Raw genomic sequence first — 24,700 nt, 5'->3', positions numbered from 1 at the left:
AGCCCAAGCATCAATAGGCATGTTTTATATGTAATCAACCTTCGCATAAAAAGTGCAAGACCTCTATTCAATACTGATGAAAAAAATAGGCAACTTTAAATCTTCTTTCAACATTGCTTTTGTTTTTTCGGCAGCATCAAGAGCTTCCTCTATTGTTTTATCCATATCTAGATATCTATATGTACCAAGTCTTCCTAAAAAACTTACTTTCTGACTCAGTCTAGCTTTTTTAATGTAAGCATCAAGCAGATCCTTGTCCTTCAAAAGCCTTATTGGATAGTATGGAATATCCTCTTCTTCACATTGTCTAGAGTACTCTTTGTAAACTATGCTTTTACTATGACTTTCCCAGGGAGTAAAATATTTATGCTCTGATATCCTAGTGTAAGGAACTTCCTTATCTGCATAATTCATAACTGCGCAGCCTTGATAATCACCATCCACCCTTTCCTCTTTGAAATCTAGGGTTCTATAACCAAGCCTTCCAAGCTCATAATTAAAGTATGCATCCAGAGGGCCGGTATAGAAAATATGATCGAATTTGTCAATATTATCTCGAACATTAAATCTACTATTTAAATTAATTTTTATATTTTTATGGTTTAAGAGCTTCCCAAAAATATCTGTATACCCATCCTTTGGCATCCCTTGAAACTTATGATTGAAGTAATTATCATCATAATTAAATCTCACTGGAAGTCGTTTTAATATGCTAGCAGGTAAATTTTTAGGATCTACTCCCCATTGCTTCAATGTATACCCTTCAAAAAAAGCTTCGTATAAATCTCTTCCTAGAAAAGCTAAAGCCTGCTCTTCAAAACTTTGAGGATTTGTTATGCTTTCATCTGACTTTTCTTCTATAAATTTTTTTGCTTCTTTAGGATTCAATGACTGTTCAAAATACTGATTAATCGTATGTAGATTTATTGGTAAAGAATAAATCTTGTTTTTTCTATTTATTTTTACCCTATTGGTATATGGCAACATTTCACATAATGAGTTGATGTACTTCCATACTTTTTCATTGTCTGTATGAAATATATGGGGACCGTATTTGTGTATTGTTATACCCGTTTCAGAATCTTTTTCTGTGTAGCAATTTCCACCTAAATGATCCCTGCTTTCAAATACTTCTACCGAATGACCATCCCTTGCAAGCTCATGAGCCATAATCGAACCACTAAATCCAGCTCCAACGATTGCAAATTTTTTTTGATTTTTATTCATTATTTATATGGTGTTATTTTTTGAGCCAAAATATAATATTCTGCAGCTAACCGACTAGATGCATTTGTTTCAGAAATTAATAAATCAATATATCTAAATGGTGAAAAAATCCATCTAAGTAAAAATCGTATGCACATATTCAGTTTTTTGTAGCCGGTTAATGAGCTAAATAAATCGGTAATAATCCAAACCAAAGCACTAATTGGGCCACTACTTACACCGCTTTCGATTATCCTCATGTCTTTTACTTGATGCTTTAATCCTGGCAATGTCATTCTCCAATAATCATCAGGATCAGCATGAAATCCTTGCAAAAACGGCATCTCAACATAGAGATATCCGCCCTCAACTAGCATTCTCTTTGCCTCTGAAAATAATGCTTGGTAGTTCGCTACATGCTCTGGTACTGCTTGCATGATAACTACATCGAAAGGACCAATGCCAGATGGTATATCTGTAGCATCTGCAACAATATCAACCGACTCACCCTCCACTATATCAAGTGTGACTACTTGACAATTTTCACTTGCACCACCCCTCCAGATTCGTGCGCCAACACCCCTCCTTATTCCACTACCAATATCTAAAATTTTATTTTCAGACTTAAATATAGATTCTCTAATTTTATTTATTTTTTTTTTTGGTATGCAATTGACTATTGGGGCGGGAGGATAAATATATTCTACAAAACGATTTAAATACTTATTTTTAAATAAATTCTGCAAAATATTTCCATACCCACCACCCTTAGATTTACTAAATTTGGCCATTTTGAAACCCTAATTTATTTTTGTGCATCTTATGTTTAAGCCTATTTAAACTAATCAAGAACTTTTTGAAAAATATTTTCTAACTGGAGGGTACTTTTTTTGTTCGAAAAGAAATCTTCAGCCCATTTTTTTAATGCAAAGTCTCTTAGAAAATAATTATTATTATCAATTACATTTTTTAGCGCTTCAGCCAAATCAGATGGATTTCCTGGTTCCACCAAAACTCCATTGACTCCATCTTGGACATAACTTGCAAAGCTACCGACGCAAGAAGCAATCACTGGTGCCCCAAAAGAATTTGATATTTGAACTGTATGACTGCCGTTTGCATCTAAATATGGAAATACTGCGCAAATACTCTGAGCCAAATAACTACCGAGCTCTTCGTGAGATAGGTAAGAGCTTATTTGTTGACAGATATACGGCACCTTAGATCCCTCTAAATCCTTAGAGATAAGAAGTATGCGTGGGCTATATCCATCATTGAGAAGAATATTAATACTCTCAAAAAAAATGGGCAGGCCTTTATACACCTCCATTCTTCCGAAATAAATAAAATCCCAATTTTTAATACCGTTTGCTCTACTTTGAATTAACTCGGCTGCCGGTTCAAATTGTATTAAATTTGCAAACTTCACAATATCAAACTTACTCCTTAAGCCGCCAAAAAAATTTAGCAAAGGAAAAGCCTTAATTGCAGATTCAACCACCTCACTGCTAGCAAAAAAAACTTTTTTGGCAGATATGATCATCAATACTTTTGTAATATGGAATACTACTCTCTCGCGCCACTTGACACCTAAATGGGATATAGGATCCGCAATATGGGATACGAGTGGAATTCTAGAAAAAAGGCAAACCAATGCGTGTTGTGGCCCTTCACCATAAACGCATAATATTTGGTCATCACTAGAGTTTATCTTAATAATTAATTTAAAAATTTCCTTTAAACTATTTATAAATCTATTTTTATCATATTCAACGATCTGAATATTACCTATTGCTGCCAATTCCATTGACCTCATTGTTGCCTGGGAAACATATACTCGGAGTTGGTGCCCTCGCTCCGCGAGACCAGAGCAGATGGTGGCAAAATGGTCAGTCCAACCACTTTGGGTCGACGCCAAGCAGACTAAGCATAATTTCATGCAATGATTTTGGCAGCGCTAAATCTCTGCGTTGTTTCGCAGATATCCCCAACCGAACGAATTGCTATCCAATTTAATAATTTTTTAGCTTTATTAGCCTGAGCATAGTAAACGGGCAAATCTCCTGGACGCTTTTTAGTTATAAATTTTTTAATTTTGCATCCAATCACCTCCTCATAGGCCGAGATTAGCTCTAAGACGCTAACCGATTTTCCTGTGCCTAAATTTATTACCTCAAATCCTCGGCAGCAATTTTCTAAATAGGATATCGCTGCCTCATGACCCTCAGCTAAATCCATCACATGTATATAGTCTCGCTCCCCAGTGCCATCGCGAGTTTCATAATCATCCCCAAATATATTTAAATGGGGAAGCTCACCAGACGCCACCTTTGCAATATATGGCATCAAGTTATTTGGAATACCATTGGGATCCTCACCAATGAGGCCAGATTCATGCGCCCCCACTGGATTGAAATACCGCAAACTTGTAATCTTCCAATCAGCATCCGAGATAGCTAAATCCCGAAGAATTTTCTCAGTCTGCAACTTTGATTGCCCATAGGGATTCATGGGTTTTGTTGGGTGGTCTTCATCGTATGGTAAGTACTGGGGCTCACCATAAACAGTAGCACTTGAGCTAAATACCAAGGTTTTTACGCCAACCTTTTGCATGGCCTGTAGAAGACTAATTGAACCTTGAACATTATTGGCGTAATACAAAACAGGGTTAGCCACAGATTCGCCTACCGCCTTTAATCCCGCAAAGTGGATCACGGCATCGATCTTGTATTCACGTAAAACTCTTTCAACCGCATCCGTATTACGAACATCGGCCTCAACACAAGGAAGTGCTTTGCCTAAAATTTTTTGAAGACGCTCCAGAACACTCGGACTACTATTGCAAAAGTTATCCAAAAGCACCACCTCGTGACCGGCCTGCGATAGCACCACTGCGGTATGACTACCAATATACCCAGCACCACCGGTTAACAAAATATTCACAAAGATACTTTTGGTTATTAGATTGAAAGCTGCTTAATATTATTCACTAAATACTCAAGCCCGCTAATGCCCGATCTCGATCGCTTATTCTCATCAAGCCTCTCGTTATCATGCTCTACCCTCTTCGCCCTTAATCTTGAGATTCAGTTGGCGACCCAGCGCAATTAGTAGACCCAAGAAGAGTCCGCCAAAGAAACCAGCAGTAAGAACCATCCTTTTTTTAGGTGCAACTGGCACATCACTGGCATAGATGGGAGCAATCAGGCGGGTACCTTTACTTTTATTGAATACAACCACCGTTTTCAGCGCCGTGATCTCATCTAGCAAGTAGTTGATTTCATCTCGGGTTGAGAGGTAGGCTGCGCTCATATCAGAGCCTGACTTATTGGCCTTATTGACTAGATCCCTAGCCTTGGCTAGGCGCTCAATGTCATCATCTAATTTCACTTTTGCGTCAGCAACATAGGGGGCCACAATTTGAGTCTGACTGGCTTTGATGAGCTCAAACACCGCTACATTGCATTCTTGGGCTGATTGGGGAGTTTCACCAAAGGTTTTGAGCTCGACCACGTTAGCCACTAACTTGGGGACCGTTAACTTAATCGACTTACTGAGCGCCAGCGGGGCATTTTCTTGACCCTCCATACCGCAAATACTTGTGACTTCTGCTGTGAAGCTGGTTGGCGAGGACATGCGGGCAATCAGAAGTGATGGCTCCTCGATATTGACGCCCATTGGATTAATATTGTTGTTATTGTTACTAGCAGCACCAATTTGCGCCATGACGATTTGAGCCGTCGCCTCATACTGCTTGGGGGTAATGGCTAAATAGGCTATTGCCAAGGCAATTCCGAATGCGCCAAAAATGAAGATGGTTTTGTAGGCGCTTTTAAGAAAGTGTAGGATGTCCAGCAGAGAGATCTCTGCCTCAACATCAGAATCTTGACCGCTTTGTTTATTTGCGGATTGGTTTTGGCTCATACTTACTTTTCAAACCTTTAGTCTCTACAATTGATTTTGACATTGTATTATCAAATGCTAAAAATTAGCACTTTTGTCCTTTTAGGTACAAAACCCAGAATTAATAAGGGGCTACATTGTGTCGCCATACGCAATCCTGGTAAGCCAACTTCAGGCCATGCTCTAGGCCAATGGTAGCCCTCCAGCCTAATTTATTTAATCTGGAAGAATCCATCCACTTTCTGGGTGCGCCATCTGGTTTTGAGGGGTCAAACACAATTTGACCTTGGTAGCCAGTAGCCTTAGCTATGGAGCGTGCCAGCTCTGCAATCGTGACATCTGATCCAAACCCCACATTAATGTGGCTTTGCATGGGCTCTGTGTGTTGATCATAGGTGGCTTTTTCTAGGTCCATCACAAAGACTGAGGCAGCGGCCATATCATCCACATATAAAAACTCACGTCTTGGGGTGCCTGTACCCCAGATAATGACTTCGGGGGCATTAGCAAGCTTTGCCTCATGAAACCTCCTAATAAGGGCTGGTATCACATGACTATTTTCTGGGTGGTAGTTATCCCCAGAGCCGTATAAATTGGTTGGCATTACGGATCGGTAATCAATTTCGTGGCTCAGACCATACTGACGGTTATAACTCTCGCACCATTTAATTCCTGTAATCTTAGCAATTGCATAAGGCTCATTCGTTTCTTCCAATTTTCCAGTGAGCAATACATCTTCCCTCATTGGCTGTGGAGCTAACTTAGGGTAGATACAGCTGGATCCCAAAAACAAGAGTTTTTTCACCCCTGCCTCAAATGCTTGATGAATAACATTAGCCTCCATCATGAGGTTTTGATAAATGAATTCCGCCGGGTAAGTGTTATTTGCATGGATGCCCCCTACTTTCGCAGCCGCCAAATACACTTGAGCAGGCTTTTCAGATTCAAAAAAAGCATGCACCTGTGCTTGATTTGTTAGATCTAACTCTGCATGAGCTCTCATGACAATATTTTGGTAACCCTTAGACTGCAAGTTACGCACTATGGCAGATCCCACCATGCCGCGATGGCCTGCAACATAAATTTTTTGATTCAGATCAACTTGCATGAATTTAATTTTCTTTACCTACGGCTACCGAGTAACCATGTTTACTCAGCAAAGCATGTTGTTTAGCCCGATCTAAATCGTTGGCCACCATCTCGACAATCATTTGATCAAGCGTAATTTCTGGAATCCAACCGAGCCTCTCTTTTGCTTTAGTGGGGTCGCCCAATAATGTCTCAACTTCAGTAGGCCGGTAATAGCGTGGGTCGATTTGCATAATCACATCGCCTACCTTGAGTGCTGGAGCTTTATCACCTTCAATGGCAACTACGATTGCCTTTTCGTTTTCAGCGGCACCTTCAAACTTCAAAGTGATACCCAATTGTTCAGCACTTCGGATAATAAATTCACGCACCGTGAACTGAACACCTGTGGCGATTACAAAATCTTCCGGCTTATCTTGTTGGAGCATAAGCCATTGCATGCGGACATAGTCTTTTGCATGACCCCAGTCCCGCAGAGCGTCGATATTACCCATATATAGGCATTTTTCTAGACCCTGAGCAATGTTAGCTAAGCCGCGAGTCACCTTGCGAGTAACAAAAGTTTCCCCACGGCGCTTGGACTCATGATTAAAAAGAATGCCGTTACAGGCATAAATGCCATAAGCCTCGCGGTAGTTTACGGTAATCCAATAGGCATACATCTTGGCCACAGCATAAGGGCTACGTGGATAAAACGGGGTAGTCTCTTTTTGTGGAATCTCTTGTACTAAACCGTAGAGCTCTGAAGTGGAGGCTTGATAGAAGCGGGTCTTTTTCTCTAAACCCAAAATACGAATAGCCTCTAGCATTCTTAAGGGGCCCATTGCATCTACATCAGCCGTGTACTCGGGAGACTCAAAAGATACCGCGACATGAGACTGCGCACCTAGGTTATAAATCTCATCCGGCTGGCACTCCTAAATAATGCGCACCAAATTACTGGTGTCCGTGAGATCGCCGTAATGCAGAATTAAATCTGGGTGATTGACGTGTGGATCCTGATAAAGATGATCAATACGCTCAGTATTAAAAGAAGAGGCTCGGCGCTTAATACCGTGAACAATGTAGCCTTTTTCCAATAGAAATTCAGCAAGGTATGAGCCATCTTGGCCAGTGATGCCAGTAATCAGAGCTATTTTTTGTTTGTCTGTCATTCACATCTCATTAAAAAGAAAAAGCTAATCATTGTTTTATAGCTCCAAGGGTCTAGTAGACTGCAGCACCGGATATCCTAGACCGTGGCCGCTGGTGCAAGCCCAAACCCGCTACCCCTAAAATCAAAAACACAAGCGCATCTATGTATATCTGCTGCGACACTTCAGTCGTAGCCATTAAAAGCACTATGCTTGAGAGTATCCAAAGGGCTATGACACTCCAAAATTGGGAAGTGGCTTGCTGGGCATTTTTTAGAGCCAAGACTGCCGCCAATACCAGTAAAAATACTCCTGGGATACCAATACCCAAAATCAGGTCAAGCCAAGCACTATGCGCTTGAAATAAAATGGAGTCGGGCCACTTATCTTTTCCATAATAGCCAAACGACTTATATACCAAGCCATAACCTAGAGGTAACTCACCTATCATTCCCACGGCAACCTGCCCCCAGGCTGCACGCTCGTAATTCGTTATAGAAACTGTCTTACCTAGATCGTTAATTGGATAACCTTTAGTCCCATAATATTTCCAGGCATCAATCTTCTCCAGCTGTTGGGCAACCCTCAAATCAGAAGCTAGGGTTTTCCAAGAATCATTTTGCTGTATGTGGCGCACTCCTAAAATAGTCATACCAGTCACTGCAAGCAAAATAATGGCGCTATCACGCCAACTCCATTGAGATTTTCTAATAACGATAATTTGTACCAACATCGCCATTATTAAAATTGCCGAATATACAAAACCATTTTTAGTATTCTCAAGATAAAAGACTGTCAGGACCGCCGCTATGGTTCCCACATACAGAATCATCAAGACAAAGGCATTCTGAGTTTTTTGATTTACAACGCGAATACATTGACTACAGGCAAGGGCTAGAGCAGGAAGGCAAAAGAACACAGTACTCATTTTAGTAATGTGCCAAGTAGAAGTTGAAGGCCAGTGCATTGCAAAATTGGGCAACTGCCAGCTGAATTTACCCGCTAATAACATCAGTACCGTTCTGATGAGATAAATAACTGTAGGAGCAACTATGCCGGCATAAAAAATCCACCAAACACCTTCGTATTTAGCCATCGATCCATCTTGGTTTTTGGCATTCTGACTGGGCAACTGACTAAGCGCAATGCCCAAGCCAATTGCAAATGGCACGCCCCAAGCGATCCGCTTCCAAATGGTCAAGTACTCGGCTAATTGCAATTCATATTGATGGCTCAGAAAAAATAAATGAAATGTAATCCAGGCAAATAGCAGCCCAATCAAATAAATCGGTATTGCACGTCTCGTTTTAAATAAGTGAAGATTTTGGCTCATCACATATAGCCCCAAAAGCGAGCCCAGTGTAAGCACTATTTGACGCAATGCAATCGTATGCGGCTGAATCCAAATTGCCCACAATAGTGCAAATAAAGTGACTAAGGCAATCTTGACCGCTCCCGATGTTTCATTGGGAGTAGCTTGGTGGTTTAGATAATGAGTCTGTGGTGATTGCATTTTTTTAGACTTGGTCATACTTTTGAGCGCTGGATATGGCCAGTATGGCGATCCCTCCTCAGCATACGCAATGAATCCCGAACGGCGTGCGCAATAGCAAGTACTGGGTATAAAAAATAGTAGCGTGAGTATCGACGCTTATCTTCTACAGAAACCGTCTCATTACTCCAGAATTCCCCAAACGCTTTGGGTGATACCGGCCCTTGAAAGAGCCTCACAATAGGCGTGAGATAGGTCACTTTCTGGGTAACCCAAGTTTCTATCAATGACTGCTTTCCGAGGAGTGTGGCATCACTCATAAATTGCTTTACTTCTGCAAGTTCATTAGCTGCATGACGAAGAATATCGGACCGCCTGTTGCCAAACTTAAAGCCCATCGTCTGACTCATGCCACCGCGACGATGGCAAACTAAGTTGATCGGAAGACGAATAGCACCTCCCATCAATATTGCCCTAAACACTAGGCACTGGTCTTCATAAAGCAACTCACTATTTAAGGGCGCCAGATTGAGCAATCTTCTGCTAACCATATGACTTGCGCCAAAGAAGAAGGGGCGACTCTCAAACCATTTTTCGACAGTCCAAGTTTCTAAATCATCATTCTTTTTGGAGTCTAAGATAGTTCCGTCATAGGCCATATCAAAAGCATCGGCAGCAACTAAGTCATATTGCTGCTGAGTGTCACGCCAGAATTGAATAGTTCCAGAGCAGCGGTTCGGCAGTGAGATGTCGTCGCCGGCAGCCATGAAAATTAAATCACCGGATGATTTTTTTACGCCAGCAGCATAGTTTGCAACAATACCCAAATTGCTAGCATTGCGAGAGGTAACTACCTTCTTATGGCCGCTATAAGCATTTACTACTACCTGAATCTTTCCCCAAGTACTGTCACTAGAGCAATCATCACTCACAACAATCTCAAGATCGTCCATATCTTGATTTAAAAGACTTAGTAAAGCTTCTTCAACAAACTGCTCTTGGTTGTAAGTCAGGAGAATGACTGAGGCTTTTGGGGATGTCATTGAGAGCTCCTGCCATAACTGTCCTCAAATCGCACAATATCGTCTTCACCTAGGTAACTACCGGACTGCACTTCAATAATCTCTAGCGGGGTATTGCCAGGATTTGCCAAACGATGTGTTTGCCCCTGAGGAATGTAAGTACTCTGATTTTCTGTCAAAGTAATCACTTGATCACCATTGGTAATCTCGGCAACCCCTTTAACTACGATCCAATGCTCTGCGCGATGGTGATGCATCTGGAGTGAAAGACTCGCACCTGGTTTGACTTGGATACGCTTTACTTTAAAGCGCTCACCTTCATCTACGCTGTCGTACCAACCCCAAGGTCTTGCTACTTTACGGTGGAGATTCTTTTCTTCGCGCTTTTGAACTTCGAGCTGATTGACGATATGTTTAACGTCTTGACTGTTTTTTCTATCGGCAACCAAGACTGCATCAGCCGTTTCAACAATGATGAGATTGTCCACACCCACTGCGCTCACTAACCTATTGGTAGAGTGGATCAGTGAATTTTTCGAATTACTGATAATCGCATCACCCGTGGTGACATTACCATTTTCATCTTGCTTGCCCACTTGCCAAACAGCATCCCAAGCACCCAGATCATTCCAACCTGCATTGAGCTCAACCATCTTGACATTGAACTTGCTTGAGTCGGGACACTTCTCGATCACTGCGTAGTCAATGGATTCACTCGGAATGGCTTGGAAGATTGCTTTATCGGGTCGGATAAATGCCGTTTGTCCAGCCTCATCTGCCGTTCTAGCAACCCAGGCAGTTTCTGTAGCGCCAAAGATATCTGGACGAAATTCTTTTAATGCAGATAGCCAAGTGCTCGCGCGCATGACGAACATACCGCTATTCCACAAATAGTTGCCATCTGCCAAATACGTTTGCGCTGTTTGAGCGTCTGGCTTTTCGACAAAGCGCTCTACAGCGTACTCACTATGACTACCCTGTTTGGCATTGCGCTTGATATAGCCATAACCCGTTTCTGGCGCTGTGGGCGTAATACCTAAGATGGCAATCGTTTGCTTACTGTCATCGGCATTCACAAGGGCAACACAGTCTTGTAACGCCTTAACAAAAGCAGTTTGATTTTGAATCGTTTGATCAGCCGGAGTGATCACTAAAATAGGATCAACGTTCTCTGAGTTTGCTTTGGTATCTTTTGCCTGAAAAGCTGCCAAAGTTAAAGCGGGCGCCGTATTACGGCCTTCAGGCTCTAGCAATAAAGTTGCATGAATGTCTTTTAACTCTCGCAATTGGTCTAGCGCCAAGAACCGATGTTCTTCATTGGTGACGATCAGCGTGGAACCTAATTCAATAGGGGTTTCTTTAATTTGATCCTGATGCTGTCCACCAATAGCATTAATTCTTTGGATGGCCTGTTGAAACAAGCTCTGATTAGAGTCATCACCTGAAAGCACTAAAAACTGCTTGGGAAAGCCTGAGCGAGACAAAGGCCAAAGACGCGTTCCGGAGCCACCACACAGAATGACAGGAATAACCGAAATGGAAGGACTGGCTTTGGTCATGTGTGGGCGGGTAAAACCTTTATGTATTTTGTATGAATTTTTATAAGTACTTGATTATTTTAAAGGTTTTATCTACTCGTTTTGGCTTTATTGGGGTTTACACAGATTTCAGGAATTTATTAGAATCAAATAAGGAAAGTGATGGCCTTAAATCACGCCTAATACCCAGCATTGGGATCAAAGAGTCTATGCTCATTGCTCATGCTGGATTGATAACTAAAACTACTGGAGTCAATATGTCGGCCGGAAACACCCCAAAAATCAATGTTCGCAACTCAGTGATCGAGTGCGCCCAATCCCTTAAAATGAAAATGCTGGCAAATATCACAATTACGGTATCAAAGACTGCATCGCTTCCATAGCAGCAACTAAGCGTAATTAATCTTAAGTTATTGTTTTTAATAGATTAATTGGGTTTATTGGGGTAGCGTTTACCAGTTAAGTTGCTGTAAACCGCCCCAGCCATCACCAGCAATATTGAATCGACCATGACTGGGAAGAAGGCATATCGGTAATGCATGACATGCCCCAGGACCACAATCAGGGCAACCGCTGCTGCGGGTGGGTGCAGGCAACGCAAAACAAACATACCCAAGATAGATAGGCTAGCAGCTAGCGGCATTGCCAAAAGGGGCTCATGGATTAGATGAATGACGGCAATCCCGACCAAGGCAGATAGTGTATTGCCAGCAATCACAGCCCAGGGCTGAGCCATAGGACTGCCCGGCAAGGCAAAAACCAGTAAAGCGCTTGCTCCCAAGGAAGCCATCAGCCATTCATCAAGGCCGCTAAGCTCACGAAGGTACTTAGCAGTAGTGAGTACTAACATTAGACCAATAAAAGCCCCTATCACGGAGCGAATTCTCTCAATCCAAGGCACCTGCGTCTGATCACCGCCCAAGTAAAAGGAGTGGTGCTTGAGTAGATTCTTGTAATGGGGTCTCATGCTTTTTCTATCAAAATGTCCAGACCATCATAAACCTGCGTTCAATGAAACTGAATCTGCGCGCCCAATAAAAAAGCTGCCGAAGCAGCTTTTTTAATCACACTCACAACGAATTGGGCATTAAGCCTTCTTAGCGTAAGCAGAACACCAGCCTTTGCCAGCAACTTGCTTACCCGCAAACAATGCGCAACCACCGGCTGCTGCATCAGCTTTGCCTTGGAATAAAGCACAGTTCGTACACGCTTGACCAGCAGCGTACTTAGGATACTTTGCTTTATCTACTGTAGTAGCGTTAGCTTTGTAACCCAATGCAGAAGCTTGCGGATCCGTTTCAGCAACCATGGCTTGAGCTTGAACTTGACCGTTCAAAGCCAAAGTGCAAGCACCAGCAGCGGACAAGATCATAAATTGGCGACGACTATTTTTCATATGTTCTCCAGAGAGTGAAATAGAGCAAAAATTGCAATGATTAGATCATAGAGCAGATCAAATTAGTCAACTATAGGCACTATAACTATCTGTTTTATATGACTATTTTGTTGAGAATTGTTCTCAAACTGAATTTACTATGAATTTCTAATGCCAGCCCTTGAGATTCATGCAGGCAATACGCTGTTTTACATGAACACCTGATCCTGAGTCTGGATAGGATTGCGCGCAATCAAGGGCATCACGCTGAAACGTGACTTTATTGTTTTTAGCTGGATCAGTATTCACGTCGGGGTATGAAGAACACCCCATCAAGAAAGATCCCACCAGCAAAGTCATGGTGATTTTCGTTAGATGCTTACCTAGTTTAGTTAATGTCATGCGGTGGCGCTTACCTACCTTTTATCCAGGAGGGATAAAAACTCTCTACGCAAATTGGAGTCTTTCAAGAAGGCGCCACGCATCACGCTGTTCACCATCTTAGAATCGCGATCTTTAACACCACGCCATTGCATGCAGAAGTGATCTGCCTCCATCACAACAGCAACACCAGTAGGCTTGATTTTTTTCTCCAGCATATCGGCTAACTCCACTACCGCCTCTTCCTGAATCTGTGGACGACACATGACCCATTCAGTTAAGCGTGAGTACTTTGATAAACCAATGAGAGCAGATTCTTTGCTTGGCAATACCCCAATCCAAATACGACCCATGATTGGGCAGAGGTGATGAGAGCAAGCACTGCGAACAGTAATAGGGCCAATGATCATCAGCTCATTTAAGCGACTGACATTCGGAAACTTAGTGAGCGTTGGTTGCTCAACATAACGACCATTAAACACTTCTTTCACAAACATCTTAGCCACCCGTTGGCTGGTGTTTTTAGTATTGTGATCACTCTCAGTATCAATCACCAAGCTTTCTAAAACAGCCTGCATCTTTTCAGCAACTTCATCTACTAAGCCCTCTAATTCTCCAGGCTGAATGAATTTAGCAATATTGTCATTTGCATGAAAGCGTGCCTTCTTGGCCTCAATACGGCGACGAATCACTACAGAGAGAGGGATGCCGGCATCACTCTTTTCTGCTGCTTTGCTATTCTTGTGTTCAGCAGCAAGTATCTGTGGCTTTACTGGATTCTTAGGACTCCCTTTTTTCGCTGCAACTTTTTTAGCGCTTACAGACTTTGGGGTAGATTTTTTCAAGGGCATAGGTATATTTTTAAGGGTACTACGAATAAGAAAATAAATGCAAGAGCGTTATCAAAGAGTCCACTCCTCAACAGCAAGATTAGAAACCCGATGAAACTCTTTGGCATTGTTAGTTATCAAAGTGCTTTGCTCAGAGATGGCGTGAGCGGCAATCATGAGATCCATGCCGCCAATTGGTCTACCAATCTTTTCAAGCTCAGACCGTATTTGCGCATAGTGATGCGTTGCCTCTACTGGCCAGGGACGCACTTCAAAACTATCCAACCATGCTTCTACTGCAGCACTAAATCGAGGAGATGCTAGCTTAGCCACCCCAAAACGTAACTCCGCTGCTACGATTGCAGATAACCACACATCACGTTGATCTAATTGCGCAAAACGATCCAGCATATTCTGCGGATGTCGACGCAAAATATAACTGCAGATATTGGTGTCAAAAGTTTTTTGCCTCTTAATCAAATCAAGTCCAATCCCGCTCTTGAGCTGGATGATCCTCTCGATTTTCCAAAAAGTCTTTTGGTAAGGGCTCGTTTTGTTCGTAAAAAGAAGTGAGCCACTTCCCTAGATTTTGTTCCTGCGGCTGATCGGGCGTTACCCAAAGAGCATTTCCAACCTGTTCAATGCGAACTTGGCTTGTTTGAAAGCGCAACTTAGCAGGCAAGCGAATGGCTTGACTCCGCCCACTCATGAATAATTTAGCAATACTAGTCATTTAACTTACCTCGCACATCAAAGTGTAATGTCTCAATGATATATTACATTTTAAGGGGTGGCAAACTAATCCGAAATACCCCTAAATCTGGAAGAATATGGCCGCTACACAAGCTAATCCAATCAGCCACACGATTGACCTAGTAGTTGGCCAATTAGCTAAATAGCAAATAAGATAGGCAATGCGCGTCAGTACAAATCCGATTGCCAATAAATCAATCCTAGCTTGTGGTGCATTGCTTATAGATGCAATGATTACCGCAGCAAAGAAGAGGGGAAGAGATTCAAAAAGGTTGGCTTGCGCCGCATTGGCTCGCGCCCGAAAACCTGTCTGCTGAGCAAGCCATTGTCTTGGCATGCCATTGTCATAGCCCTCAAATCCTTTTTTGGCAATCCCCGCTGCCACGATTGGAAAGAGTCCCATAAACAGAACGCACCAATAAGCAATCGTCATGACTGTCCTTTTTTCTTGGAGCCAATTCGACTTTCTTTACCGTTCATGAGATTGTGAATATTGCTGCGATGACGCCAGATCAACAGAAGACAAACTACCAGCAGCGCAATGCCCATCGGCTGAAAGCCAAACAAAAATACAAAATAGATTGGGCCAAAGACTGCAGCTGCTAAAGCAGCTAAAGATGAGTAGCGCATAAACATCGCCACAATGATCCAAGTGCTTAGAGTTGCTAAACCCAAAATCCAATTAATCCCAAACAAAATACCGCAGGCAGTAGCAACACCTTTACCACCTTTGAAGCTATGGAAGATCGGGAACAGATGCCCCAAGAACACTGCAATCACAACACCACATAACAACCAAGAGCTGAGTGTTGATGTTAAAGATTCATCGCCGAGCAATACTCTCGCCAGCATGACTGCAAGATAGCCCTTTAAGGCATCGCCAATCAAAGTGAGCACGGCTGCTAGCTTGTTACCTGTTCTGAGAACATTGGTTGCGCCCGGATTGCCAGATCCATAAGAATGGGGGTCAGGCAAACGCATGCACTTACTCACCACTACCGCAAAAGAGATGGAACCAATCAGGTAAGCAATCGGAATCAGCAATAGATCTAAAGTTAAATTCATAGTGCTATCTTAACCACTTCCTTAAAACTGGCTTTTGATCACCCACAATTGAAGGTAATCCGTTTGCCAATGCTGTAAAAATCAGGAGATGCTATGCCAATCGTAATTACGACGGTCTTTACTGATGATCGCACCCAGGCCGTGAGATTGCCCTCTAAAGCCCATTTACCGGATGAGGCAAAAAAATTCATTTTTTGTATTCGCGGTCATGAGCGAATCATTTCACCGCTAGAAAATACTTGGGATAACTTTTTCCTAAACGGATCACCCGCATCCGATGACTTTATGAAGGATCGTGAGGAGCCAAAACTATAATGCAAGGACTCTACTACGCGGCCTGCAATATATCGGCGACCCAGGCATTAATACTTTTTCCTGACGCCTCAGCAGTTCTCGCTACTTTGGCATGTATTTCAGGTGAAATACGCAACATCAACTTTCCAGAGTAGGGTTTTTGTGGTTTGACGCCATGTAGTTCAGACATAGTGATGTACCCATCCACTGCTGCTTCGAAGGCTTTGATTAACTCGGAAACAGACTCACCATGAAAAGAGACGATATCCGTAATGCCCGTCAAGTGACCGATAAAAATACGGTCATCGGCATCAAACTCAACGTTGGCAGAATAATTTTTGTAACTTAGCGGTTTGTTCATGGCTTAACTCCTATTAGGACCAAAAAACTTTGAACATCTTTTACTTGATACCTCTTTGCCTCTTTGCCGGGGTGCGGTCTATGAAGATCCAGCCTGTGGTTATTCATTAGAAAACTTACTCTAGACCCCTCACCTTCAACACATTGACTACCAATTGCTATCAACAATAATTCAATTTTTCTCCACTCGATAGTCGCAGAAGTGGGTTTTGCAAATACTGCCTGTAAAGTTTTTTGGTGTTTGCTATTCATTACCTTAATGATATCATAAAATGATATCATTCACAAGCATCAACCGCGCGGATGATGCTTGTGATGAATCGACTTCAGACGCTCTCTAGCGACATGGGTATAGATCTGTGTAGTAGAGATATCAGCATGACCCAACAGAAGCTGTACCACCCTTAAATCTGCACCATGGTTCAGTAAATGGGTAGCAAAAGCATGGCGTAAGGTATGGGGAGATAAGGCAACAGGAATATTAGCAATAGTGGCGTAGCGCTTGATCAGCGCCCAGAAAGCCTGACGAGTTAAGCCAGTTCCGGTATGACGCCCCACAAATACCGCATCCGAAGTTTTACCTTCTAGCAATGGCGTTCTGGCCTCAGCCAAGTATCGGCGCAACCACTGCCCTGCCTCACCACCAAATGGAACTAGTCGTTCTTTACCGCCCTTACCATTCACCACCCGGATAACACCTTCATTTAATCCTAGAGCAACTGTCTTTAAGGAAACGATTTCTGAGACACGCAAGCCGCTGGCATACATTAATTCCAACATGGTGCGATCACGCAATCCTAGCGAAGTCTCCACATCGGGGGCATTCAGCAAGGCGATAACCTGATCTTCACTTAAGGTCTTAGGGAAACGCAGTGCTTGTTTTGCAGCACGTAAACCAATGCAAGGATCACTTTTAACTAAGTTCATACGCAGAGCATGACGATAAAAGCGCTTAAATACCGTCAACCGACGATTAGCAGTGGTTGCTTTATCTGCGCGTCGATGCGCAATGTATGCAGTGAGATCTTTTTCAGCAACCCCGTAGAGATCAGTGCCGGAGTCTTTTTGAAGCCACTGCGCCAAGAGCAATAGGTCTCGGCGGTAGGCGGACAAACTGTTTTTTGCCAAGCCATCCTCCAACCAACAAGCATCACAGAAGCGCTCGATGGCTTCGGCACTCAATAGAGGAATATCAGGGTGCTGGTTTCGAGTGCCGACCATTGCTAGGTTTTAAATTAACAAGGGAGGGTTGAATCGCCCTAGAAAAATCAAAGTATTTAGAAGCATCTTGCGTCTTCCAAAGAGCACGTTCCTCGCTTTCCCTACAAAAGACGGGAATAGCCTTGGCTTTTCTGGGCGATTTTGTGGTCATACAGTCAATTAGTCACGGAAGTTATTAAAGCCTAATGGAGCCTCGCTGACTCCTTTCTTAAGCATAGCCATCGTTTCTTGCAAGTCATCGCGCTTAGTACCCGTTACACGCACTGCATCCCCCTGAATACTCGCCTGCACTTTGATCTTGCTGTCTTTGATGATGCGCACTACTTTTTTAGCCAACTCTGAAGTAATGCCTTTTTGGATCTTCATGGTTTGCTTGCGCTTATCACTACCAATCGTCTCTTTTTTGTCGTCTTTGAGATAACGCACATCGACATTGCGTTTAGCCATCTTGCTATAAAGCACGTCACGAACTTGACCCAATTTAAAGTCGTCATCACCAAACAAGATCAAAGTCTCGTCCTTTTGCTCTACTCGGCTATCGGAGCCTTTGAAGTCAAAACGATTGGTAATCTCTTTATTGGATTGCTCGATTGCGTTTTTCAACTCAATCATGTCAGGCTCACACACTACGTCAAATGAGGGCATCTCAAACTCCTTAATTAATCTGGGTAATGAATTCTGCAAATTCAATCATTGCATTGTTACTTTTCAAGTTTTTTCATAAATTACGAACAGAAACTCGAACACGAATAAGATTGTGGCATGAACTCCGCGAAAAATGCGCCCAATCAAGCAAAATTGACTCCCAATCTAGGGCTCAAGCACCGGAATAGCTTTGGCCTAGACTCCACTGCGGAATTGGCATACGAGATCACATCCGCGGATCAGTTACCAGCCCTCATGAAAGAGCTTGGGGATAAAAAACTGGCCTGGCGTACATTAGGCGGCGGAAGCAATGTGATTCTTCCAGAGTCTTTGCCTGGAGCGACCCTACTTATTAATATTCTCGGTCAAGATCTTGTTAAATCGGATGACGCCAACTCATGGCTTGAGGTGGGCGCCGGTGTTAACTGGCACGAATTAGTTGCTTGGACACTAGAGCACAATATCCCGGGATTTGAGAACCTCGCACTGATTCCAGGAACTGTCGGCGCCGCGCCCATTCAGAACATTGGGGCATACGGTGTTGAGATCGGGGAATACATCGACAGCATCGAGGCATTTGATTCTGCGGCTCATGCCTTTGTCACTCTCCCGCAAGAGGCCTGCCAGTTTTCCTATCGCGATAGCTACTTCAAGCAAAATCCAAACCGATTGATCGTGACAAAGGTTGTTTTTAAAATCCCCAAGGCTTGGCAGGCGCGATTACAGTACGCCGATCTAGCAAAGCAATTTTCTGAGTCAAACTTGAACCCAAGTGCAAAGCAAATTTTTGATGCCGTATGCGCCATCAGATCTAAGAAATTGCCAGACCCCAAGGTCATAGGCAATGCTGGGAGTTTCTTCCAAAACCCAATTGTTAACACTGAACAATGCGAGCAACTGAGCAAGCAATTTCCGAATCTGGTTTCTTATCCAGATGACAATGGCAAACGAAAATTGGCAGCCGGATGGCTGATTGACCAATGCGGCTTTAAAGGCAAACGTGTTGGCCCTGTTGGTGTCTATGAAAACCAAGCACTAGTACTCGTAAATCATGGCAGCGGGACATCAACTGATATCCTCAATCTAGCAAAAAGTATTCAGGAAGCAGTGCTGGGGAAATTCGGAGTGGAACTCGAGATTGAGCCAAATATTTTTTAGAAAAATATCGAATAACCACGTTTATGTCCAGCTTAATTACTGGCTGTACGATAACGTGATGCCCCAATACCCTGCAAAACTTACAAAAGACGGCTCCAATATCTTAGTCACATTTAGGGATGTGCCAGAAGCAATTACGTTTGGAGCCAATGAAAAAGAGGCGCTCGAAAATGCGGTTGATGCCCTTGTTACTGGGCTGTCCCTTTATGTCGATGCGGGCAAAGCATTACCTAAGCCGAGTAGGGTAAAGCGCGGGCAAAAAATAATTTCTCTACCCCCGCTTGAATTGGCACGGCTACGCCTCTATCAAATAATGACGGACAAGGTATCAGAAGGATTGGACTCAAGATTTGCTTAGCCTAACCACGATCAAAAATTCCTTTAAATAATTTCAAAAAATTAGTATGGACGCGCAACTAAAACCTCACACCATATATTCTGAAAAACAATATTGGGATATGGTTCATATCGCAGACACGCTAAGTGAGATCATTGGATTATCAGAGACACACCCGCTTCTTGATTTTTTTGAACTTACATGTGACTACATTCGAGCTTATGATCTAGTGCACTCTGAAGTTCCCGACGCAAGTCACCCATAGCTTTCCAATGAAATCGGATTAGGTCAGAACAAGATCAAGAACAACGCCAACTGACTTTACCTTTGGCACACCCAACTTTCTCGCTTTCCATAAATCGTATGTCGCCTGCTGACTTAGCCAAATATCTGCGCTACCACCGTTTTTAATCCCCAGCCATTTCTCAATGCGTAAGGCCATGTTCGGTGAAATAGCAGCCTTCCCATTAATTACACGGGAAAGTGCAACGCGTGTAATGCCCAACTGGTCTGCAGCCTCAGTTACGCTCATACCCAATGCAGGGAGAATATCCTCTTTGATGATCAAGCCAGGGTAAGGTGGATTATGCATTTTTCTCATGTTTTGTATTCCTAAACTTGTCACTTAATGGTAATCCTGATAATCAAGCAATATGACATCTTTATCATCAAATTTAAAAGTAATTCTCCAATTGCCACTCACGGCTAATGAGTAATGATTATTTAGTTTTCCTGAGAGTAGGTGTAGCCTCTACCCAGGAATATTGACATCCTCCCAACATGTGGCCTCATCCAATCTAGCCAACTGTCTACTCAATTTATTTGAATGGGAAGACTGTATCCCAGTCTTTTTTCCGGTTTGAAAAAACAACTCCAAACCTTTATGCCTAAAAGATTTAATCATCCCTCATTGTATATTGTATAGCATAGCTATACATACACGCAAACACATTAAGGCTTTTAATTGGCCTGACTAATTTTTGAAAACTCCACCTCTACCCGCCCCTCTGCCAGTCGCACCTCAAATACGCTTTGGGTATTGAGCTCGTTGGGGCTACGCACCGCATGCATTGCTTGTTCTTCCTTACTCAAGATGACTGCATAACCGCGCTCTAGAGTTCTTTGCGGGTTGAGCATTTCAAGTTGAGATTGGAAGTGGCTTTGATCTCGCTTCCAATTCTCAACCCTGACTAACCAAGCTTGATTGAGTCGTTTTTGCCAACCACTAATTTGCTCACGCATCCGATCGGGATTAGGCAAGGTATGACTGAGACGTAAGGCTAATTGATCTAAGGTTTGCGCTTCACGCTCTACTCGCTGACTCACTCTTTGCAGCAACGCTTGCATGATGGCGTCTAACTCTTGAAGCATTTGATCGCGTCGTGGCGCTGCCAATTCTGCCGCGCCTGTAGGAGTGGGTGCACGTAAGTCAGCAACAAAGTCAGCAATCGTGACATCGGTTTCATGACCAACGCCACTGACTATTGGAATGGGAGACTGCGCAATTGCGTAAGCCAACTTCTCATCATTAAATGCCCAGAGATCTTCAATGCTGCCGCCACCCCTAACCAACAAAATCACATCGACTGCATTTTCTTTTTCGGCAGCCTTCAGTGCAGAAATAATTCCAGCTGGTGCATCTGGTCCTTGGACCAGGGTTGGGTAAATCACAATCGGTATATGCGGCGCTCTTCTTGCAAGCGTGCTTAAAACATCTTTTAGAGCTGCCGCCTGCGGCGAAGTAATGATGCCGATCGATCTCGGATGGGTTGGAATGGGGCGCTTATTCTCAAGATCAAATAAGCCTTCTTTGGCGAGCTTAGCCTTGAGCTTTAAAAAGGCTTCATAAAGACCGCCCATGCCAGCACGTCGCATGCTTTGTACCGTTAGCTGAATGTCCCCACGCGGAACATAAAAACCGAGATTGGCAGCAACTTCTACCAAATCCCCTGATTGAGGCATAAATCCGACTTGTCCATTGCGACCCCGGAACATCACGCAACGGATCTGCCCTTCCTCATCCTTAAGGGAAAAGTACCAATGCCCACTGTCATAGGCCTTGAAATTGGAAATCTCACCGCTAACCCAGACGGTATCAAAGCGCTCCTCTAAAGAGCTTGCAATGGCGCGGTTTAGATCGCCAACACTGAGGATTTCTCTTGATATTTCCGACATTTTTTCTCTTTTTCTACGCAAGTATCAGGTGTTGCGGCCAATAAATATCCACAGAAGCTTATTCGCTCTTGGTCTAGTGTCTAGAAGTGAGTAATTACTGACCCAAAACGTCTCATAAAACCAACAGATTATCTCTATCCTATTGATTTATATCATGAATTGTTAATCTCTATCTTAGACTGAATCCTAAGGAATAGGGAGCCATCACCATCAATCAAGGACTTACAACACATTTTCTAAAAAGTTTTGCACAGAGTTATCCACAGGATGCCTTTGTGAAAACGGGTTTTTAATTCAGCTAAAGTACTGAGCTTATGTACTCAATCTTACTGTCTGCTGGCTGGCCTATATGGCCCCTTCTTCTCATCTCCATTATCGGGCTGGCTATTGTCATTGAGCGCGCCTGGTATTTGCGCCAAATTCACCTATTTCCGAAAGATAGTCTGGAGACGGTATTTGGCTTAGCCAATGCTATTTCCCAGCAAAAAACAGTCTCAGAGCCTGAAATCAGTGCCATTAGCCAACTTTCCCCTGTAGGTAGCCTCTTTGCCTGCATCCTTCGGGAAAAAGCCTCTGGCAGCTCCGCAGACTCTGCCCTAGAAGAATTACAAGCCAGCGCTCAATCCACTTGGTTAAAGCTAGAGCGTTATCTTGGCGTCTTGGCCACCATAGCGACTGTTGCGCCCCTATTAGGACTCTTCGGGACCGTTGTCGGCATGATTGAAATCTTTGGTAGCCAGGGCGTCGGCAGCCCCCAGCAGCTAGCGCATGGCATCTCTATTGCCCTATACAACACCGCATTTGGCTTGCTGATTGCTATTCCTGCTTTAGCTGCATGGCGCGGTCTGCGTGCAATGGCAAATCAACGCCAACATGAGTGCGAAGAATTTACTCGTCAATTGTTTAAAAAACTCTATCCACATTCTGCAGATACCAAATGAGTTGGTTAGAAAATAAGCTTCAGCGTCGAGGTCAATTTTCATTAGGGATGCAGCCATCTTCGGTAGAGCCTGAGATCAATCTCATTCCTTTTATTGATGTGCTGTTAGTAGTGCTGATCTTTCTGATGATCTCCACCACCTTTACCCGCTACCAAGAGTTAGCCATCACCTTGCCTACTGCCAATGGCGCAGCAAGCCAGTCGGAGGTGAAACAAATTCATATTGCAGTAAGTCGTGATGGGCGCTTTGCCATTAACGGCAAGGTAACTGACCGCAGCCAACTGAGCAATAGCCTGAATACAATCAACAAAGACAACGCCATCCAAGTCAACATCGATGCCGATGCTAAAGCCCCTCATCAGGCAGTCATGAGCGCTTTAGAGGCAGCGCGTGATGCCAACCTATCCAATATCGTATTTAGCAGTCAAACTACTAAAAAATAATCAAATACACCAGAAACATTGAGCTCAGCAAATCGCCTTTAATGTCATTGCCAAAAAAATCTTCTTTCTTTAATCAGGCTCCCCGGTTTTGGGAAAGACGCGGGCCAACCAGTCTTGTGCTTTGGCCTTTGTCCAAAGTGTACGGTTGGATAAACCAAGCCTTAGATCTGTTAAACGAGTTGAATTTAGGTAGACGCAAACCACAAGTTGTACCCATCATTATTGTTGGCAACATCCGCGTAGGCGGCACCGGTAAAACGCCCATTGTCATTGCATTAGCAGAGCGAATCGCACGCATGGGCTGGAAACCCGGAATTATTAGTAGAGGTTATGGTGCATCTACATTAAGCGCACCCCGCCAAGTACACAGTGATTCCAATCCTGCAGAAGTTGGCGATGAACCAGTCTTAATTGCCAAGCGCACAGACAATCAGTTTCCGATTTGGGTTCATCCCAAACGAACCCTCAGCATTCAGTCTCTGTTGAAACAGGATCCCTCGGTGAACGTCATCATCAGCGATGATGGCTTGCAGCATCGAAGTCTGCTGCGCTGGCCTGCAAGAGAAGGCGGTCGTGATATTGAATTTGTAGTGCGTGATCAACGTGGCGAAGGTAATGGCTTCTTGCTACCTGCCGGTCCTTTACGTGAGCCTGCATCCCGCGAGCGCGACGCCACTTTAATGACTGGGGCAACCGCACCCTCCAATCACATTGATGAATATTTTTTAGGGCGACGTGCTTTCACATTGGGTAGTCAACTAGGTACGCCCTATCAACTGAATAATCCAAGCAACACGCAGTCACTAGCGACTATTGCCGATAAGTACCTTCCAAACAAAATTGCTGCTATTGCCGCAATTGGTAATCCACAGCGCTTTTTTGATGACTTACTCAGACACGGCATAGCAGGCAAATGCATTGGTTTGGCTGATCATGCTAGCTACACCCCAGAATTTTTCTCTGCCATCAATGCAGAGTGCATTCTCATTACCGAAAAGGATGCCGTAAAATGCACCTCAATACAGGATGAACGCATTTGGGTGGTTCCGATGAGTTTAGAGATTCCCAATACATTGTCAGATTGGTTGCAATCCATTTTGCAAAGACCTGATCCAAATCAATACACTTTATAAAAGATAGCAAAGATCAAATATGGATAAGCGCTTATTAGAGATTTTGGTCTGCCCTTTGTGCAAAAGTACTTTGCATTTGGATGCAGAAAAACACGAGCTCATCTGCAAAGCGGATCGCTTGGCTTACCCCATTCGAAATGACATTCCTGTCATGCTCGTCGATGAAGCCCGCAGTCTTTCTGCTGATGAAACCCATTAAGAACTGA

General features: G+C 43.4%; 32 protein-coding genes and 2 pseudogenes. 8 read left to right on the top strand and 26 right to left on the bottom strand.

The window, feature by feature from the left end:
- Window positions 1-63: 63 nt before the first annotated feature.
- From glf to C2747_RS01600, 10 genes and pseudogenes are all read right to left on the bottom strand, one after another.
- Complete coding sequence (gene glf, locus C2747_RS01645) at window positions 64-1,227, bottom strand: UDP-galactopyranose mutase (RefSeq protein ID WP_215331978.1); 1,164 nt, start codon at window positions 1,225-1,227, stop codon at window positions 64-66.
- On the bottom strand, window positions 1,227-1,997 hold the full coding sequence (locus tag C2747_RS01640; RefSeq protein ID WP_215331977.1) for a class I SAM-dependent methyltransferase: 771 nt from the start codon (window positions 1,995-1,997) through the stop codon (window positions 1,227-1,229). The genes glf and C2747_RS01640 overlap by 1 nt, the downstream gene beginning before the upstream one ends.
- Before the next feature lie 50 nt (window positions 1,998-2,047).
- Window positions 2,048-3,145, bottom strand: coding sequence for a glycosyltransferase family 4 protein (locus tag C2747_RS01635; RefSeq protein ID WP_215331976.1), 1,098 nt, complete (start codon window positions 3,143-3,145; stop codon window positions 2,048-2,050).
- Window positions 3,142-4,149, bottom strand: a complete 1,008-nt coding sequence (gene galE, locus C2747_RS01630; RefSeq protein WP_215331975.1) for a UDP-glucose 4-epimerase GalE — start codon at window positions 4,147-4,149, stop codon at window positions 3,142-3,144. The genes C2747_RS01635 and galE overlap by 4 nt, the downstream gene beginning before the upstream one ends.
- 108 nt (window positions 4,150-4,257) lie before the next feature.
- The gene (locus tag C2747_RS01625) at window positions 4,258-5,130 is read right to left on the bottom strand and encodes a Wzz/FepE/Etk N-terminal domain-containing protein (RefSeq protein ID WP_215331974.1); all 873 of its coding nucleotides are present in this window, start codon (window positions 5,128-5,130) and stop codon (window positions 4,258-4,260) included.
- A 100-nt stretch (window positions 5,131-5,230) separates the two neighbouring features.
- The gene (gene fcl / locus C2747_RS01620; protein ID WP_215331973.1) at window positions 5,231-6,217 is read right to left on the bottom strand and encodes a GDP-L-fucose synthase; all 987 of its coding nucleotides are present in this window, start codon (window positions 6,215-6,217) and stop codon (window positions 5,231-5,233) included.
- A 4-nt stretch (window positions 6,218-6,221) separates the two neighbouring features.
- Window positions 6,222-7,352, bottom strand: a pseudogene (gene gmd / locus C2747_RS01615) (GDP-mannose 4,6-dehydratase).
- 52 nt (window positions 7,353-7,404) lie between these two features.
- Window positions 7,405-8,862 (bottom strand): O-antigen ligase family protein, encoded by a 1,458-nt coding sequence (locus C2747_RS01610; protein ID WP_215331972.1) that lies wholly within the window; start codon window positions 8,860-8,862, stop codon window positions 7,405-7,407.
- The gene (locus tag C2747_RS01605; RefSeq protein WP_215331971.1) at window positions 8,859-9,866 is read right to left on the bottom strand and encodes a glycosyltransferase family 2 protein; all 1,008 of its coding nucleotides are present in this window, start codon (window positions 9,864-9,866) and stop codon (window positions 8,859-8,861) included. Before C2747_RS01605 ends, C2747_RS01610 begins: the two co-directional genes overlap by 4 nt.
- The gene (locus tag C2747_RS01600) at window positions 9,863-11,404 is read right to left on the bottom strand and encodes a mannose-1-phosphate guanylyltransferase/mannose-6-phosphate isomerase (RefSeq protein ID WP_215331970.1); all 1,542 of its coding nucleotides are present in this window, start codon (window positions 11,402-11,404) and stop codon (window positions 9,863-9,865) included. Before C2747_RS01600 ends, C2747_RS01605 begins: the two co-directional genes overlap by 4 nt.
- Window positions 11,405-11,436: 32 nt before the next feature.
- Here C2747_RS01600 and C2747_RS01595 point away from each other — a divergent pair, with 32 nt between their 5' ends.
- On the top strand, window positions 11,437-11,766 hold the full coding sequence (locus C2747_RS01595; RefSeq protein WP_215331969.1) for a hypothetical protein: 330 nt from the start codon (window positions 11,437-11,439) through the stop codon (window positions 11,764-11,766).
- Between the two features lie 44 nt (window positions 11,767-11,810).
- On the opposite strand, the gene C2747_RS01590 is transcribed toward C2747_RS01595, so the two are convergent.
- The 8 genes from C2747_RS01590 to plsY all read right to left on the bottom strand — a co-directional run bounded on the left by C2747_RS01590 (window position 11,811) and on the right by plsY (window position 15,787).
- Window positions 11,811-12,350, bottom strand: a complete 540-nt coding sequence (locus C2747_RS01590; protein ID WP_215331968.1) for an HPP family protein — start codon at window positions 12,348-12,350, stop codon at window positions 11,811-11,813.
- A gap of 120 nt (window positions 12,351-12,470) precedes the next feature.
- Window positions 12,471-12,779: a high-potential iron-sulfur protein gene (locus C2747_RS01585; protein ID WP_215331967.1), complete on the bottom strand. Its 309-nt coding sequence runs from the start codon at window positions 12,777-12,779 to the stop codon at window positions 12,471-12,473.
- Window positions 12,780-12,926: 147 nt separating this feature from the next.
- A complete protein-coding gene (locus tag C2747_RS01580; protein ID WP_251374788.1) occupies window positions 12,927-13,160 on the bottom strand; it encodes a hypothetical protein in 234 nt (77 codons plus the stop codon).
- Window positions 13,161-13,174: 14 nt separating this feature from the next.
- Window positions 13,175-13,990 (bottom strand): GTP cyclohydrolase I, encoded by an 816-nt coding sequence (gene folE / locus C2747_RS01575; RefSeq protein WP_215331966.1) that lies wholly within the window; start codon window positions 13,988-13,990, stop codon window positions 13,175-13,177.
- 51 nt (window positions 13,991-14,041) lie between these two features.
- On the bottom strand, window positions 14,042-14,449 hold the full coding sequence (locus C2747_RS01570; RefSeq protein ID WP_215331965.1) for a type II toxin-antitoxin system VapC family toxin: 408 nt from the start codon (window positions 14,447-14,449) through the stop codon (window positions 14,042-14,044).
- A 1-nt stretch (window position 14,450) separates the two neighbouring features.
- Window positions 14,451-14,702, bottom strand: coding sequence for an antitoxin (locus tag C2747_RS01565; RefSeq protein ID WP_215331964.1), 252 nt, complete (start codon window positions 14,700-14,702; stop codon window positions 14,451-14,453).
- Window positions 14,703-14,783: 81 nt separating this feature from the next.
- A complete protein-coding gene (locus C2747_RS01560) occupies window positions 14,784-15,155 on the bottom strand; it encodes an MAPEG family protein (protein ID WP_215331963.1) in 372 nt (123 codons plus the stop codon).
- Window positions 15,152-15,787 (bottom strand): glycerol-3-phosphate 1-O-acyltransferase PlsY, encoded by a 636-nt coding sequence (plsY, locus tag C2747_RS01555; protein WP_215331962.1) that lies wholly within the window; start codon window positions 15,785-15,787, stop codon window positions 15,152-15,154. The genes C2747_RS01560 and plsY overlap by 4 nt, the downstream gene beginning before the upstream one ends.
- Window positions 15,788-15,880: 93 nt before the next feature.
- On the opposite strand from plsY, the gene vapB reads away from it, so the two are divergent.
- Window positions 15,881-16,102 carry a type II toxin-antitoxin system VapB family antitoxin gene (vapB, locus tag C2747_RS01550; RefSeq protein ID WP_251374787.1) on the top strand — a complete coding sequence of 74 codons (222 nt, stop codon included), beginning with the start codon at window positions 15,881-15,883 and terminating at the stop codon, window positions 16,100-16,102.
- A 13-nt stretch (window positions 16,103-16,115) separates the two neighbouring features.
- On the opposite strand, the gene C2747_RS01545 is transcribed toward vapB, so the two are convergent.
- Genes C2747_RS01545 through C2747_RS01525 form a run of 5 tightly spaced genes read right to left on the bottom strand, consistent with a single transcriptional unit; the run spans window position 16,116 to window position 18,307 of the window.
- Window positions 16,116-16,442, bottom strand: coding sequence for a type II toxin-antitoxin system HicB family antitoxin (locus C2747_RS01545; RefSeq protein ID WP_215331961.1), 327 nt, complete (start codon window positions 16,440-16,442; stop codon window positions 16,116-16,118).
- The gene (locus C2747_RS01540) at window positions 16,439-16,693 is read right to left on the bottom strand and encodes a type II toxin-antitoxin system HicA family toxin (RefSeq protein ID WP_215331960.1); all 255 of its coding nucleotides are present in this window, start codon (window positions 16,691-16,693) and stop codon (window positions 16,439-16,441) included. Before C2747_RS01540 ends, C2747_RS01545 begins: the two co-directional genes overlap by 4 nt.
- 39 nt (window positions 16,694-16,732) lie before the next feature.
- Window positions 16,733-17,662: a site-specific tyrosine recombinase XerD gene (gene xerD, locus C2747_RS01535; RefSeq protein ID WP_215331959.1), complete on the bottom strand. Its 930-nt coding sequence runs from the start codon at window positions 17,660-17,662 to the stop codon at window positions 16,733-16,735.
- Window positions 17,634-17,813: a CopG family antitoxin gene (locus C2747_RS10615; RefSeq protein WP_215331958.1), complete on the bottom strand. Its 180-nt coding sequence runs from the start codon at window positions 17,811-17,813 to the stop codon at window positions 17,634-17,636. Before C2747_RS10615 ends, xerD begins: the two co-directional genes overlap by 29 nt.
- 8 nt (window positions 17,814-17,821) lie before the next feature.
- Window positions 17,822-18,307: a YajQ family cyclic di-GMP-binding protein gene (locus C2747_RS01525; protein WP_215331957.1), complete on the bottom strand. Its 486-nt coding sequence runs from the start codon at window positions 18,305-18,307 to the stop codon at window positions 17,822-17,824.
- Between the two features lie 117 nt (window positions 18,308-18,424).
- On the opposite strand from C2747_RS01525, the gene murB reads away from it, so the two are divergent.
- Together murB and C2747_RS01515 are read left to right on the top strand one after the other, a co-directional pair.
- Window positions 18,425-19,465 (top strand): UDP-N-acetylmuramate dehydrogenase, encoded by a 1,041-nt coding sequence (gene murB, locus C2747_RS01520; protein ID WP_215331956.1) that lies wholly within the window; start codon window positions 18,425-18,427, stop codon window positions 19,463-19,465.
- Complete coding sequence (locus C2747_RS01515) at window positions 19,446-19,823, top strand: type II toxin-antitoxin system HicB family antitoxin (protein ID WP_215331955.1); 378 nt, start codon at window positions 19,446-19,448, stop codon at window positions 19,821-19,823. Before murB ends, C2747_RS01515 begins: the two co-directional genes overlap by 20 nt.
- Window positions 19,824-20,085: 262 nt before the next feature.
- Here C2747_RS01515 and C2747_RS01510 read toward each other — a convergent pair whose 3' ends face one another.
- The 3 genes and pseudogenes from C2747_RS01510 to xseA all read right to left on the bottom strand — a co-directional run bounded on the left by C2747_RS01510 (window position 20,086) and on the right by xseA (window position 21,977).
- Complete coding sequence (locus tag C2747_RS01510) at window positions 20,086-20,403, bottom strand: HigA family addiction module antitoxin (RefSeq protein WP_215331954.1); 318 nt, start codon at window positions 20,401-20,403, stop codon at window positions 20,086-20,088.
- A gap of 24 nt (window positions 20,404-20,427) precedes the next feature.
- A pseudogene (locus C2747_RS01505) lies at window positions 20,428-20,706 on the bottom strand (type II toxin-antitoxin system RelE/ParE family toxin).
- A 56-nt stretch (window positions 20,707-20,762) separates the two neighbouring features.
- Window positions 20,763-21,977, bottom strand: coding sequence for an exodeoxyribonuclease VII large subunit (xseA, locus tag C2747_RS01500; protein ID WP_215331953.1), 1,215 nt, complete (start codon window positions 21,975-21,977; stop codon window positions 20,763-20,765).
- Between the two features lie 314 nt (window positions 21,978-22,291).
- Here xseA and C2747_RS01495 point away from each other — a divergent pair, with 314 nt between their 5' ends.
- From C2747_RS01495 to C2747_RS01480, 4 genes are read left to right on the top strand one after another with little or no spacing between them, the layout of a single operon-like run.
- On the top strand, window positions 22,292-22,918 hold the full coding sequence (locus tag C2747_RS01495; RefSeq protein WP_215331952.1) for a MotA/TolQ/ExbB proton channel family protein: 627 nt from the start codon (window positions 22,292-22,294) through the stop codon (window positions 22,916-22,918).
- Complete coding sequence (locus C2747_RS01490; RefSeq protein ID WP_215331951.1) at window positions 22,915-23,361, top strand: ExbD/TolR family protein; 447 nt, start codon at window positions 22,915-22,917, stop codon at window positions 23,359-23,361. The genes C2747_RS01495 and C2747_RS01490 overlap by 4 nt, the downstream gene beginning before the upstream one ends.
- Before the next feature lie 41 nt (window positions 23,362-23,402).
- Complete coding sequence (lpxK, locus tag C2747_RS01485) at window positions 23,403-24,494, top strand: tetraacyldisaccharide 4'-kinase (RefSeq protein ID WP_215331950.1); 1,092 nt, start codon at window positions 23,403-23,405, stop codon at window positions 24,492-24,494.
- Between the two features lie 19 nt (window positions 24,495-24,513).
- Complete coding sequence (locus C2747_RS01480) at window positions 24,514-24,693, top strand: Trm112 family protein (RefSeq protein WP_215331949.1); 180 nt, start codon at window positions 24,514-24,516, stop codon at window positions 24,691-24,693.
- Window positions 24,694-24,700 lie beyond the last annotated feature (7 nt).

The sequence above is a fragment of the Polynucleobacter corsicus genome (assembly GCF_018688255.1).
Taxonomy (GTDB): domain Bacteria; phylum Pseudomonadota; class Gammaproteobacteria; order Burkholderiales; family Burkholderiaceae; genus Polynucleobacter; species Polynucleobacter corsicus.
The sequence above is the reverse complement of the archived record's forward strand: the minus strand, read 5'-3'. Positions and strand labels throughout refer to the sequence as shown.